We start from the raw sequence: 14,398 nt of genomic DNA on the forward strand, positions 1-14,398 counted from the left end.
TCTCTGCCTCCTAAAATTCAATTTCTGTTTCTATACTGATCTGATATTCGTCATCTCCAAAATAAGTGCCTTTTAAAACTGTGGGTTCTGTCAATTTATATTGGAAAGATATTTCTCCTCGGCGTCCTTCTTCATCAAAAAAGGATGCATACTCTAAGTAAAGTTTATCTGTAATATTTTTCCCTAAGTAAATTGCAAATTCTCTCTCCAGACCATACTGAAAAGCATCAATCTCTGCTCTGTCTAGGGAGAAAATCGTGGCAACATCTGACTCCAGATCAGAAATTACTCCCCGCTGCAGAAATGAATTGACTATCCGCATTAACTCCTGCCAGATAATATTTTGAATCCCTATATCCTCTCCCCCAATTATAGCAGAACCAAGAGCTCCCCGGGTAGAAAGCAGATTTAAAATCTCATCTTCTGTCAGATCAGAATTTGAGCTCAGGGTAATCCGCATATTATCTGCAGAACCTGTTAAGTTGATATTAATTTCATTTCCACCAGCATAGGTAACCGCGTTAACACTAAGGGTTGGAATGTCTCCTTCATCAACCGGAGTAAAGACTGCTTCTGCGTTTTCCAGCCTAAAACGGGAATTATAATAAGTAAAGGTACCCTCTTCACTACGCAGGCGGCCTTCCATTGCCAGCGGATCCTCCAGCTGATTATTAAATTGGAGATTAAGACTACCGTTTTCCACCAAAATTTCCATATTCTCATTTTCAACAGTTACATTTTCTCCCGGTCTGATGTTCAGATTTAATTCCGGGACAAAGGCATCGGGATTGACCTCATTTTCTGGCCACTCAAAAGGAATCCCAATCACAAAATCATAGACCAGCAGATCTCCCTCGAGTAAAGGATTAACTAATGGACCAGTAAAATTAAGATCTGCGTCAAAGTCTCCCGCCAGAGAGCCCTGTTCAAAATAAAGCTTCTGACCACTCAGTGATAAATCCCAGGCATTTTCGGGATCAGATAAATTTAAAGCTCCCTCAATCCTAAAGTCACCTTCAGCAAAACGGCCGCTTAGATTATCAATAACCGCACTTCTGTCCTGAAGATCAATCTTTAGATCCAGGTCTTCAATTGGGTCTGTAAGACCAAGCTCCAGAGTGTCAGCTTCAAGGTCAAGATTACCACTTAAAGTAGGAGATTCAAGACTACCCTCGGCTCTAAAAGAACCATTAATTCTACCGGAAGCAGAATAATCTTCGCCCAGAAAAGAAACCAGGAATCCAAGGGGCAGAGACTCCAGATTTGAACTTAAATTTAATTCCTGATCAATCATAGAATAACTGCCATCAAGGTTGAGAGAACCACCCTGGCGATAATTAATGATCTCTGAAATTGAAAACCTCCGGTTGCTCTCAAGTATAACTTCTCCTTCAACCTGGTCCAGAAGATTGTTATTTACACTCAACTCTCTCAACTTATGGTCAAATCTGACTACAGGAGAACTGAGACTTCCCTCCACAGTACCACTAAAATCAACTAAACTTTTTAAATTCAAATTAAAATCATACTGTCTGGAACTAAAATCAATTCTAATTCCTGAGCCCTCAAAATTGAGAGACAGAGAGTCATTAATTGTCCCAGCTAAGTTTAGGCTTCCCTGACCTGATTTAGAACTGGCACTGATGTCCATCCGAGCCTGATAATCCCTTCCCTGAGAATTTAGATCTACATTTCCAGTAAAAATAAACTCAGATGTCAGAGGATAAAAGTCAATAAATTTACGAGTTAACTCTCTGGTTGGGACCTCGATCAGTTTAAGATTTAGCGTGCTTTTTAGCTTGCTATTTATATCAAATATTTGACCACTCAAATTATAGCTGCCAGAATCAACAGCAAAATTAAAACGGTCAATTAAAATTTTGTTTTCATTAACTATAAAACTGAGAAAATTATCGCCTATCTCCAGATCAAGCTCTGCATAACTTAAGTTTTTAGACTGAAGCTGGAAATCAAAAACCGGCTTCTCAAGTGCACCACGCAGATGTCCTTCTAAAGAAAGGCTACCGTCAATATCACTGGCATATTGATAATTATTTAAATAGTCTGCAGGCTCAAAACCACTGAGGCTTAAATCAATATCAAAACCTTCTTCAAAGTTAAAGCTGCCCACCGCCTTGAGACTTAAATTCTGCTGCTCAGCAGTTAAATTTTCAACTATAAAATCACCATTAGTTCTGCTGATTTCAGCTTCCAGTTTAGAAAACTCGATCTCCTGTCCATCTAATTGCAGAATACTGTTGCCAGCTGCAAATTTTAAGTCAAGATCATAATCAGCCAGGCTGCCTTTAATTCCTGCCTGCAGCTGAACTTCGCCGTTTAAAGGAATTTCTTGCGAACTGAAATCCTCTAGATCCTGAAAATATAGATCCTGACTGTTAAGCTTGAGATCAAGTTCCGCCTGTTCCAGACTGGAAATTTTTCTGATCTCACCTGAAGCAGAAATTCCTGCCTGAGCAATCCCTGCCTGGAAATTATTGATTTTTAAATTATCATTTTCATAATCTGCCGATAAGTTTAAATCCCTAAGCTGATAACTGTCGTAATTTAGCTCTGACATTTTGAGATGAATACTGGCTGATGGACTGCTAAAAGAATTAGAAATTGACCCCTCCACATAATCTATATCAGAATCAAGTTCCTTTAAAAGTTCTAAATGATCAGCTGTAAACTCGTTAAGTAGATCAGCTTCCAGATTTCGGGCTGCATATCGGAGCTGTATTGATTGTGTGTCGAAATCCAGCTCTCCCATTAAATCCAGTTGACCATAATCTGAATTGAGTTTTAACGCATTAAGAAAAAGCTTGTTATCTGTATACCAGAAAGAACTGTCCACTTCAAAATCTGAGTTTGAAGCGGCTGTTTTAAAAGCTAAATTAAAATCTCCATTTACGGAAATAGCGTCGATCCCATTATATATGCCAGCGGCATCAATTTTAAAATTTAAATTTCTATCTTTTATTCTGTCTATCTGACTGAGGTAATTATTATTTTCAAAGTACTCTATTTGGCTGAGCTGGGAAAGTATTTTTTCGGAAATAATAAAATCTTCTGCTTCAGCGCTCAAAAGATAGTTTTTTTCGGTCAAATTATAGCTTCCTTTTAAATTAAGCTGATTATCTTCACCCATTATAAATTCGGCTCTGTTGACAAAAATCTCATTTTGAGCCAGCATTAGAGATATTTCTGCTCTTTCCAGGTTCGAATAATCACTTTTCAACTCCGAAGCTGAGACTTCTGCTCTTGCTGTTTGAATCCGATTTGACTCTGCAGCCAGCTGAAGAGCAAAGTCAAAACTGCCTTTATATAAATAAGGTCTTAAAAATTTATAATCAAAATTAAAATTTTGGGCCCTTAGTTTCAGATCATAATCCTGAGTCTGCTTCCAGTTAAAACTTAAATCAACCGGATTTTGGTCCAAAAAAACTCTACTTTCAGCAATCGAAAGTTTCATTTCAGGACCTGCAAGCTGAATATTTAAGATAGGAGCAGTTAGTTTTATATCCTCCTTCTGAGCTGGTTGAGAGCTGTAGCTGCTCATTAGTGCTAAGTTTTCAATATCAAGCTGAGCTTTATAATCCTGAAGCCTGTGATTCTTAAAACTGATTTCTCCTCTGGCTGAACTGAGGCCTCTGAGAGTTTCTAAATCAAGCTCAAATCCCTGATAATTAAATTCGGATACAGCTATATTAGCTGCTAATTCTGCCATTCTAAAATCTCTGGCATAAAAATAAAGTTCGGCCCTGGAATTTTTTCTGTCAAACTGCAGCTCTAATTTATTTATATTAAAGTTAATTAGGTTCCGACCGCCAGCAAGCTGCAACTGATTAAGCTTCAGAGCTGTAGTAATATTTAGAGTATAAATACTGCCTGCTTCTGCTGTCAGACCGAGCTGTAGGTCAGTTAATTTTAGATCAACAGCTTCCGAACTTAAATTTAAACTGGAATTTCTAATGTTGACTTTTAGGTCTGACAGATAATCCGGCAGATTAAGCTCAGTTAGAAAATCAGGATCATTCAGCACAGTTCTTAGATTTTCAGTACTGTCTGGATTTTGAGTGCCATCTGAATTATCAGTTAAATTAAGAAACTGATTAAGCTGATTTTGGACTTCAATTTTTGCTCCTAAAAGTTCTATAAACTCAATCTCAATTATTTCGTCATCTCTAAAGTTAAGACTGTAATCAAGATTCAAAGCTTCAGCTTTGAAATAACTCCCCTCACCGTTAGTAAATTCAAACTGATTGAGTCGAATTCGATTCAGAGGCCATAAAGAGACAGAGCTGAAAGAAATCTCTCCCTCAAATCTTTCTTCCAGAAAAGCAATAATATCGTCTTTAAAATACCGGGGCAGACCACTCAGCAGGCTTAAAAAATAGGCTGTAATAAGCAGTAAAATTAAAAGCCCCAAAAGATATTTAATTTGCTTATCCATTTAAAAACCTCCATAGAAAGCTCTCAGAAAAAAGATTTAATACTGCTTTTTTATATTATTTATCGGACCTGCGGTATTGTCTCCTTCCACAGAACTTACTTCTGCCTCCCCTGCGCTGTCTCTACTGGCCGGGTCCATAATTTCTAGATCAAGATTCAGACTCCCCTCCAGCACATAGTCAGTGGAATAGCGTTCTTTAATTTCTTCATCAACATTTTCCAATTCATCAGCTTTCTGCTGCCCTTTCTCAGCTGTCTGGGCTTCCGAATCTCCTTCGGTAGATTCTCCCTCATTGTCATGTCTGGGAGCTGTTTCGCTGCTCTCCTGATAGATCGGAGCAGCATAAGAAGGGTATAACTGTAAAATTAGATCATTATTATCCGGAGAATCCAGATATGAGTTAAGCATTGACTCGAAACTTTTGTGCCCTGAAATTTCGGCTTCATTTAAGCCTCCACTGCTCTGAATCTGAGTCGAGCTTTCTTCCGGCCGCATAGTCTCACCTGTATAGCCGCCATCAATAAAAAGGGTTGCAATACCCGGTTCTACATCTTTGGGCACCTTAAGTGTAAGTTTCTTTGTTTCGGTTCCATTCCGGTAGCGGTGTAAAGTCACCTCTACCTCAAGTTCATCTCCCGGGTAAATCTTATCATTTAAAACTTTCGCTTCCTGAATCAGCGCCACACTGTCACTTTTATTGAAATCTAAATCCAGTCTAATATCAATTAAATTAACCTCTTTAAAAGGATTGGTCAAAATCAAATCTAAAAGCTGAGAAAAATCATAAAGAGCCATGCTGCCAATGTCATTCTGACTGTAGTACATATTACTTGATTCTATCTGAAGCTGTGGCAGTCCCCTTCCCATGATTTTTACTCTAGATTCTGCTGATCCAGGTCCAATCCTGTCCAGGGCAGAGTCGACCGCCTGTAAGGCTGCACTATTGGCCAGCGAAGAGAAAAAATATTCGTCATTAATAATCTGAAGATTGACTTCTTCCAGTAATCTGCCATTTTCTGAAATAGAAATATACAGGGGAGTTATCCTGGGATAGGTATCTATTCTACCTGCGATTCCAGCCCCTCTATCCTGAGTTACAGAGCCCAGAAGTCTGCTGAATGGTGAACCAAGTTTAAATGGCTGTTCTGAACTAGGTATTACTGCATTGATATTGGCTCTACTTAAAAGATAATTAACCTCTCCCTTATTTGTAAACGGGTGTCCAAAAGCTAAAAACTGTCCCTGATCAACATAGGTCAGAGTCCCTATCGAAGCGACACTGATATCACCTCTTACCAGCTGAACCGCAATTGCTTCTCCTGGTTCAGGCGGCCTGCTGATCTTGTCCTCTTCTTCAATTCCGGAACCTGGAATCACATCCAGATTTAATTGAGCCAGATTTTCTTCCAGCCTTTTCAGAGCTCTGCCGCTAATACCGCTGACCATGATCGGGCTTTTAGTTCTAATAATGTTTTCTCCCGGATTAAATTCTTCCAGTTCAAAATCGATATCACTAATATTACCACTGCTTTTTTCAACTTCATTATCCTCCAGAAGTTTTAACATCCTCCCAATAGGAGTAACTAGACCATACCGGTGATCACTGTTATTCCAGCCATAACCGATTGCTCCAATCAACTGATCATTGAGATAGATGGGGCTGCCGCTCATCCCGGCAGCAATACCACCATATTCCTCTACCTTATCTCCTGTCAGCTTAATTAATATTAAATCCTCATCTAAACTTCGGTTGTCCAGCACGTCAACTATTTTTACTTCAAATTTTTCTATCCTGGTACCAGAAAAAACAGTCTTCCCATAGCCTGTCATTCCTGCTTCTACTTCATCTAATGGCATAATCTTTTCGGCGGCAAAAACCGGAGTATTTATTAAAATAAGAACTATAAAAATATAAAATAAAATTTTAGCTGTCTTCCTTTTCAATTAAATCACTCTCCAGTTACTTTTACGATAACATGCCCTGCTCACCTGTGCTTAAAACATTTGATATCCTGTCCAGTTCACTTAGAGCCTGTCCGGTTCCTTCTGCCACACAAACCAGTGGATCATCAGTTACAAAAGCACCAACCTCTGTCTGCCTGCTGATAAACTTATCCAGGCCTTCAAGCAGTGAACCACCACCTGTTAGGATAATTCCTTTTTCAACTATATCAGCTGATAATTCTGGGGGTGTTTTTTCCAGAACTCTCCTGGCGGCCTGAGCAATATTATCCAGCAGTTCTTTAAATGCTTTGTTAGTCTCTTCTGCTGACAATTCTATGTGGCGGGGCAGACCTGACATCAAATCTCTTCCTTTAACTTCAAATTTAGCAGAAAAATTAGGATCTGCACTACCAATGTTAATTTTAATCTCTTCGGCAGTAGATTCTCCAATAACTAAGTTATAATTTTCTCGAACATAGCGTACCAGAGCTTCATCAAATTTGTCACCACCGACTCTAATTGACTCACCAACTACTATTCCTCCAAGTGAAAGAACTGCTATTTCTGTTGTTCCACCACCTATATCAATAACCATATTACCTTCTGCTTTCTCGATTCTGAGACCGGCCCCAATTGCAGCTGCTACCGGCTCTTCAATCAAAAAGGCCTTGCGCGCACCCACCTGTACTGCGGCCTCAAGAACCGCCCGACTTTCTACTCCTGTCACACCTACAGGGATACAGACCATAATTAGTGGTTTAATAAACCTGCTCTTAACCCCAACTTTTTTCAAAAAGCTTTTGAGCATCATCTCCGCTACCTCAAAATTTGCTATCACACCATCTTTTAGTGGTCTGACAACATCAATATTAGCTGGAGTCCTTCCGAGCATTCTCCTTGCTTCTTCTCCAACTGCAATCACTTTATTTGATTTGGAGTCAATAGCCACAAAAGAAGGTTCCTGCAGAACAATCCCTTTGTCACTTTCGTAAATAATAACAGTAGCCGTTCCTAAGTCAATTGCAATTTTCTTGCTGAATTTATTCAAAAGATTCAATAGCATACTCCTTCCTTATAATAACACTGTCTGTATTAAATAAGCATTTACAAAACAGTACTTTAAAATACATTCGCTCTACAATATAATTTCTCTAAAAATACAATGATTCCTGCTGTTTTAACTGATCATTTATCCCTCCACTTCTCCTGATCTAACTACCGCTTCTTTGATGAATAAAGGACCGAAAATCTCAGTCAAAGCTGCTGTCAGAATCATCATGTTAAAGATCATAAATATGAAACCGCTACTGCAAATTATGCAGCTCAAATGCTGATTCTAAACTGTTTTACATTCTTACACCTCATTATAGACTATCAATCTTAAAATAAAATTAAAAAGCAATAATACTTTTAGTGATGATTAGTCTCCATTTGTGATTCACCTGCGTTTACCACAGCATATTTAGTTAATAAAGGACCAAAGACTTCAGTCATTGCTGCTGTAAGCAGTAGAGTATTAAAGATTAAAAGCCCTACTTCTGGATCCTGGACATACTGCTGCTGGACTGAATAGGCCAGGGCAATTGCAACACCACTTTGTGGTAAAAGTCCTAAACCAATATATTTTTTTACAGCTTCCGGAGCCCCGGAGATTCTAGCAGCCAGGGTAGCCCCCCCCACCTTACCGATGATACGCGCAGTTAAATAAATAAATGCTATCAGCAGAAAACTAAGGGAACCCATCTCTGAAAATCTAATCTCTGTACCTGCAATTATAAAAAACATTGCATATAATGGAATTGTCAATGTATCTATTTCTTCTGAAATCTGCAGATTCTTTTTGGCAAAGTTACGCACAGCAAAACCAACAGACATATTTGCTATCAGAGCTGAAAATCCAAAGAAAATAGAAACAGAAGAACTCAAAGTAATTGTAGTGACTATGGTCAGTATTTTGCGGGTTTTTTCGTTAAATTTGGTTAGTAAATATTGGGCAGCATAACCAAATAACAGGCCCAAAATTATAGCACCAAAAATTTCTATCAAAGGCAGAACCAGGACTTCTGAAAAGTTAATTGCCCCTTCCCCCTTATACTGTGAATAAGCTATCGGACTAATTAAAGAAAAAATAATTAAGGCGAAGGCATCATCAAGCCCTACAACCGCCATGATTGTTGAGGTCAGCGGTCCTTCAGCATTATATTCTTTTAGAACCATGACTGTAGCCGCCGGTGCTGTTGCAGAAGCTATTGCACCAAATAAAAGAGCCATATAAAGCGGTCGACCTATCATATATACTGCTGCAGTAACCACTAAAAAAGCTGCCGCAGATTCCATAAGTGCAATTGAAAAGATGCTTTTGCCCAGTCTTTTTATTGTTTTTATTGACAGCTCACTACCAATTGTAAAGGCAATAAAAGCCAGGGCGATATTTGTAACATAATCTAAATTAGCCAGAACAAAAGTATACATATTCGACATTTCCTGATCTATCTTAGGAAAAATAGAGATAATATCCGGACTCAGTAAAATCCCCAAAAATACGTAACCAACTACAATTGGTATTCTATATTTTTTTGCCAGTAATACTACTAAAAATGCAAATAAAAAGAAAAAAGAAATCAAATACAACTCTTTATCGGCAATATTATTTAAAACCAGCCAATTTTCAACCTCATGTGCAGAAAAATTAATTAATTCATTCATTAATCACACCCCATTTTATACTATTTTCTTATAAAATTATAAAAATTATTAAATAGTTTATTAAGTCAAATATAATAATGACTCAACTATTCTCCATCTCCCTCAGCCTCATCCAGTAAATAATGCAGCAGATTGGACCTTTCAATAAAGCCCCTGAGATAACCCTTGTCATTAATTACAAAAAGCAGTGACTCCTTATTATTTAGCATAATATCCGCGATCTTTTTCATATCACTGTTTTCTTTGACAGCATCACGATTGCGGGCCATATATTTTTCCACTCTTTCGTCTTTAACATATTTTAGATTCTCCACCGCTTCGTTAACTTCATAAAAAAGGCGGCTGCTGTCTAAAAAGCCGAAGCTCTCAGGAATTATGTTCTTTAAAATATTGTTGCTGTAGATGGTCCCCACAAAAAGATTCTGATGATCCACCACCGGCAGTACAGACTGTTCTGATCTGTACATTAAAATTATCGCCTTGCGGATACTGTCATCAGGAGTCACTGAATTCATAGTCCGCACCATATAATCTTTTACATTACTCATTTTTTTACACCTCCAGCTTATTGATTTCGAGTCTATCCAGACAGCTGTTATAGTTTTTGCGATCATCTAAATAAATTTCTTTATTTTCTGCGATCCACAAAGCAGCTGCTCCTCCACGCCGATTCGCCTCTAAAAAGTCAAATTTATCCGTTTTGAAGGCATAATCTAAATAAGCAGAATTATAGGCGTCACTTGCCCCCAGCCAGTTAATTATACAGTAACCTTTTGGTGAAAGCTGATAAACTGAGCCATCCTTATCAAAAAGAAGGCGGTCACAGTGGAAAGGTATCATAACTCTTTTGGCACCCATTTCCTGCATTTTTTTACCTACTCTTAGATAATCTTCTTTATCATTCATTTCCATGTCCAGAATAGTTTTGTGGTGCTTAAAATATGGAGTAACAATATCTGGTTCTGATTTTAGAGCCAGTTTTAGAGCTTCCCCGCTGGCCTGCAAAAATACATGTTTACCTTTCTTTTTAGCAATTTTTATCAACCGCTGATAAATATCAAAATCTACACCCTCGGGTACTGAGCCGGACATTAAAATACAGCCGCTTTCAGAAATTGACCGCTTAAAGCGAATAATTAGTTCTTCTACTTCTTCCTTTTTCACTTTAAATGTATAGTCGTTGTACTGAGTATAGGTAGCCGGTTCCCGACCAATTATTTTAACATTATTTCTAATTTCACTCTCAGTATAAATATAATTACTGATAATGTCGTGTTTTTGAACCATTTTTTCAAAAAACAATCCCTGCTTACCGCCAACAAAGCCAATATTCTGCACATCACCATAACCCAAATTTTTAAAGTTAATAGCGCTGATCAGGCCCTTACCACCTGGATAAACTTTTAAATCTTCATGACTATAAATGAACTGATTTTTCATAACCTCATTTTTGTCAACAAAATATTCGCGGTCAATCGCCGGATTTAATGTAACTGTTGTAATCATTTTTTTCACCACCCTATTTTTTTGAAAAGCATAATTAATTTTTAAAACAGAAAGCCGCTGAAATATCAGCGGCAGGTTATATTTACTCAGATACTTTATTTATTGAAGCCCCAACTCCCCGGAGCCTCTCTTCTATATTTTCATATCCTCGTTCTACATGGTAGATATCTTTGACTTCTGTTTTACCTTCAGCAGCCAGTCCGGCCAGAATAAGCGCAGCTCCTGCCCGCAGATCTGTAGCCCTTACTTCGGCACCTGTCAGTCGGCCTGGTTTGATGAGAGCACTGTGTCCATCAATCTTAATTTCCGCTCCCATTCTCTTAAGCTCATCTACATGCATAAAACGATTTTCCCAGACTGTCTCAATAATTAAGCTTGTCTCGTCAGCCTGAGTCAGTAAAGCCATCATCTGAGACTGCATATCTGTAGGAAAACCAGGATAAGGCAGTGTCTTAACATCAACAGCCTTTAATTTATTGCCAGCTTTGACTCTGACTCCTGCTATATCTTCTTCTACAGAAATACCCATCTCATGCATCTTAGCAATTAGTGGTTTTACATGCTCTGTCAGCACATTGCGGACAAAAACATCCCCACCGGTAATAGCAGATGCTATCATATATGTACCGGCCTCAATCCTATCCGGGATGATGCGGTGTTCAACCCCGTGCATCTCATCCACACCCTCAATCTTAATAATATCTGTACCAACACCTTTAATATTAGCTCCCATAACTGTTAAAAAGTTGGCTAGATCTACAATTTCGGGTTCTCGAGCAGCATTTTCGATCACTGTTTTTCCTTCAGCCCGGCTGGCAGCAATCATAATGTTGATTGTTGCTCCTACACTTGGATAATCCAGATAAATTTCAGCACCTTTAAGCTGATCACCCTTAACATCTACCACCCCATGGTCCAAATTAACCTCTGCTCCCAGAGCCCTAAAGCCCTTAAGATGGAGGTCGATCGGACGATTGCCTATGTTGCAGCCTCCAGGCAGAGTAGTTCTTGCATGACCGGACCTGGCGAGCATTACACCAAGAATATAATAAGAAGCACGCAATTTTCGGGCCAGATCATGATCAGCCTCTGTCTTGGAAACTGTGCTTGAATCAATTTCAATTCGGTTTTGATCTCTTTTAACTTTTGCACCCATATCTTCAATAATACTGCATAAATTTGTTACATCTCTAAGTTTCGGAATATCTTCTAAAACAACCTGAGAATCAGCAAGTAATGATGCAGCTATAATCGGTAAAGCCGCATTTTTTGCTCCCCCAACTTTAATCTCTCCGTTAAGTGGATTTAAACCTTCAATAATATACTTGTCCACCTCTAAAAGCCCCTTTCTAAATAAATCACGCCTTTAAAGGCCGCGTTAAAAATCATCATTTATAATTATAATGACGGTTATTTTTTCTGGCAGCCTGTACAGCCTGTACCTGTTAATTTATCAAATATGCCGGCCTTTTTATAATTAACTTCTTCCTCCGGCGCTTTTTCCATTAATTCCTTCCAACAATCACTGCAGAGCAAAGAACCTGCATTCTTTATAATGTTATCAGATAAACCCTTTTTTTGCAACTTTTCTTCCCGGTCAGGAATCTTGCCAAACTGCTGTTTTACTGCATCTTTTCCAGCAACTGCCAGCGCTACATTTCCCCGGAATTCTGGAGAGTTTTTTCTGTTAAAACTGACTCCTGCCTCACGGGCCCATTCTATATAATCTGAGATAAGACTTTTATCAATATCGCCTCTAATAATCAGCTTATTTGCTTCCTTACTCTGCAGGGCCTCTTTGATTTCAGGATATAATGCCTTTTCCTTAATCTGACTCTCTGAGAGATAAGCAATTACTCGCTCCTCAAACTCACCTAAAAATCTATTTTTTTCTCCCTTTTTTAGCTCTGTTGGACCAAAAGCTCCTTCGCGGGCAGTCTTCTCTAATTTGCTTTCACCATTGTTATTCATAGAAATACCTCCTCTTAATATTTTATCACTTTACTCCACCGATGTACAGATATGTGCGTTTGTGTTTGTATTTGTTTGTTTATGTGCACGCACCGTGAACCTGTCGGTTTTTGTCGCAATTTCTACTTGACACCCGGCAGTAATAGTGATAAATTTAACTAAACATTGTTTAATATTATAAACAATGTTCATTTTGCTATTTTTGCAGTAAAATAAAATACTGAGAAAGGAGTAAATTATGAATGAAAATTTAAGGAATGCCAAGAATAAATTGATCAAAGACAGTATCATTAAAGCAGCAAAAGAAATTATCGAAAAAGATGGACTGGCTGCTCTTTCAATTCGGAAGCTGGCAAAAAAGGTGGGCTATTCTCCGGCTGCTATTTATCAGTATTACAACAGCAAATCCGAGATTGTCAAAGCTGTAATTGAGGAAGGTTATAAAGATATTATTAAATCTATTGTGGGTGGACGCTCAAATTTCAATTCTGTCGAAGAAGAAATTCGCTTTAAATTAAAAAACTATATTAACACTGCTCTGGAAAATAAATATTACTATCAAGCTGTAATGCTTAGCGAAGAGAAAAATATTCTGCAATTTACAGCGGTTTTGAATACAGATCTCCGCCCTAATCAGTCAGCACTGCAACTTCTGATAGATTTACTTAAAAAGGGTCAAAAACAGGGTGAATTTTCAAGTGGAAAAGCTGAAAATATAGCAAAAGTCATCTGGACAGCCACCTTTGGCCTTATCAGCAGAATGATTATCGAGAGAGTTGAGGAGCAGAAGAAGCAGAATGAATTAATAGAAAGTCATTTTCAGTTGGTTTTTAGTGGGATCAGAAAAAAATAAGGGAGGAAATATGAATATTTTTAAATTTGGATTCTGGCCGAGCCTGGCAACTGCAGCTTTACTTTTGATAATTTTAGGAACTACTGCAGTTTTAATTGGAAAGTGGGAGTTTAATAAACAGATTGATTCAGAGCTTGAAAGATTAAGCGCAAATAATGCAGCAGCAGATATTAATCATCAGAAAATTAAAGAAGAAGATCTGGAAGCTCTGCCGGAGCCGGTTAATAAATGGCTTAGAAATTCTGGTATCATTGGGAAGAATAAAATTTCAACGGTTAATTTAAAGCAGAGCGGAAAGATGAAATTAGAGCCCGGTCAGGAAGAATGGTTTAAACCAGAAGCAGAACAGCTAATCACTCTCAATGAACCCGGTTTTCTCTGGCAGGTTGACCTGAATATGATGCCATTTATTAAGACTAAAGGCCGGGATCTCTTTCAAAATGGCGAGGCTTCGATGCTGATTAAAATTGCCTACCTGCTGCCGGTTGTTGATCAGAAAGCAAATGCTAAAATTAATGAATCAGCCCTGCATCGATTTTTACTGGAACTTCCCTGGTACCCAACTGCCGCCTTAAATAATTATCTCAGCTGGGAGAAAATTGATGCCACTACTGCCAGGGTTACAATGAATTATCAGGGGATTCAGGCCTCTGCAGACTTTTATTTTGATCAAGAGGGAAATCTTTTAAGTACTGAGGCAATGAGATATAAAGAAAGTGATGAAAGTGCTGAGAGGTTGAAATGTACCGGTGAATTAAAAAATTATAAAGAGTTTAATGGAATTAAAATTCCGACGGAAATTGATGTCAGCTGGTATCTGGACGGCGAAAAATTTACCTGGTTTAAGGTTGAAGTTGAGGAGATATCATTTAAATACTGATAGATGAATTTATTATGAATAAATTATAGTTTAAAAAAAGGGCCCTAATTAGGACCCTTTTAATTTTATATTAAATTTTCTGCCC

10 protein-coding genes are annotated in these 14,398 nt (G+C 38.1%); 2 read left to right on the forward strand and 8 right to left on the reverse strand.

Annotated features, from left to right (window positions below; all coding sequences use genetic code 11):
• Positions 1 to 10: 10 nt before the first annotated feature.
• The 8 genes from CI949_RS00185 to CI949_RS00220 all read right to left on the reverse strand — a co-directional run bounded on the left by CI949_RS00185 (position 11) and on the right by CI949_RS00220 (position 12,580).
• Positions 11 to 4,453, reverse strand: coding sequence for a translocation/assembly module TamB domain-containing protein (locus CI949_RS00185; protein ID WP_290761827.1), 4,443 nt, complete (start codon positions 4,451 to 4,453; stop codon positions 11 to 13).
• A gap of 36 nt (positions 4,454 to 4,489) precedes the next feature.
• Positions 4,490 to 6,397 carry a SpoIVB peptidase S55 domain-containing protein gene (locus CI949_RS00190; RefSeq protein WP_290761830.1) on the reverse strand — a complete coding sequence of 636 codons (1,908 nt, stop codon included), beginning with the start codon at positions 6,395 to 6,397 and terminating at the stop codon, positions 4,490 to 4,492.
• A gap of 22 nt (positions 6,398 to 6,419) precedes the next feature.
• A complete protein-coding gene (locus CI949_RS00195; protein WP_290761833.1) occupies positions 6,420 to 7,460 on the reverse strand; it encodes a rod shape-determining protein in 1,041 nt (346 codons plus the stop codon).
• 347 nt (positions 7,461 to 7,807) lie between these two features.
• Positions 7,808 to 9,103, reverse strand: coding sequence for a cation:proton antiporter (locus tag CI949_RS00200; RefSeq protein WP_290761836.1), 1,296 nt, complete (start codon positions 9,101 to 9,103; stop codon positions 7,808 to 7,810).
• 86 nt (positions 9,104 to 9,189) lie between these two features.
• On the reverse strand, positions 9,190 to 9,651 hold the full coding sequence (locus tag CI949_RS00205; protein WP_290761840.1) for an HPP family protein: 462 nt from the start codon (positions 9,649 to 9,651) through the stop codon (positions 9,190 to 9,192).
• 4 nt (positions 9,652 to 9,655) lie between these two features.
• Positions 9,656 to 10,609 (reverse strand): 1-phosphofructokinase family hexose kinase, encoded by a 954-nt coding sequence (locus CI949_RS00210; protein WP_290761843.1) that lies wholly within the window; start codon positions 10,607 to 10,609, stop codon positions 9,656 to 9,658.
• Positions 10,610 to 10,691: 82 nt separating this feature from the next.
• Positions 10,692 to 11,942, reverse strand: a complete 1,251-nt coding sequence (locus CI949_RS00215; RefSeq protein WP_290761846.1) for a UDP-N-acetylglucosamine 1-carboxyvinyltransferase — start codon at positions 11,940 to 11,942, stop codon at positions 10,692 to 10,694.
• A gap of 77 nt (positions 11,943 to 12,019) precedes the next feature.
• Positions 12,020 to 12,580 (reverse strand): YueI family protein, encoded by a 561-nt coding sequence (locus CI949_RS00220; RefSeq protein ID WP_108137677.1) that lies wholly within the window; start codon positions 12,578 to 12,580, stop codon positions 12,020 to 12,022.
• A 238-nt stretch (positions 12,581 to 12,818) separates the two neighbouring features.
• Here CI949_RS00220 and CI949_RS00225 point away from each other — a divergent pair, with 238 nt between their 5' ends.
• Positions 12,819 to 13,433 (forward strand): TetR/AcrR family transcriptional regulator, encoded by a 615-nt coding sequence (locus CI949_RS00225; protein ID WP_290761851.1) that lies wholly within the window; start codon positions 12,819 to 12,821, stop codon positions 13,431 to 13,433.
• A gap of 10 nt (positions 13,434 to 13,443) precedes the next feature.
• On the forward strand, positions 13,444 to 14,313 hold the full coding sequence (locus tag CI949_RS00230) for a DUF6920 family protein (RefSeq protein WP_108137673.1): 870 nt from the start codon (positions 13,444 to 13,446) through the stop codon (positions 14,311 to 14,313).
• Positions 14,314 to 14,398 lie beyond the last annotated feature (85 nt).

Source organism: Halanaerobium sp., from assembly GCF_003070835.1.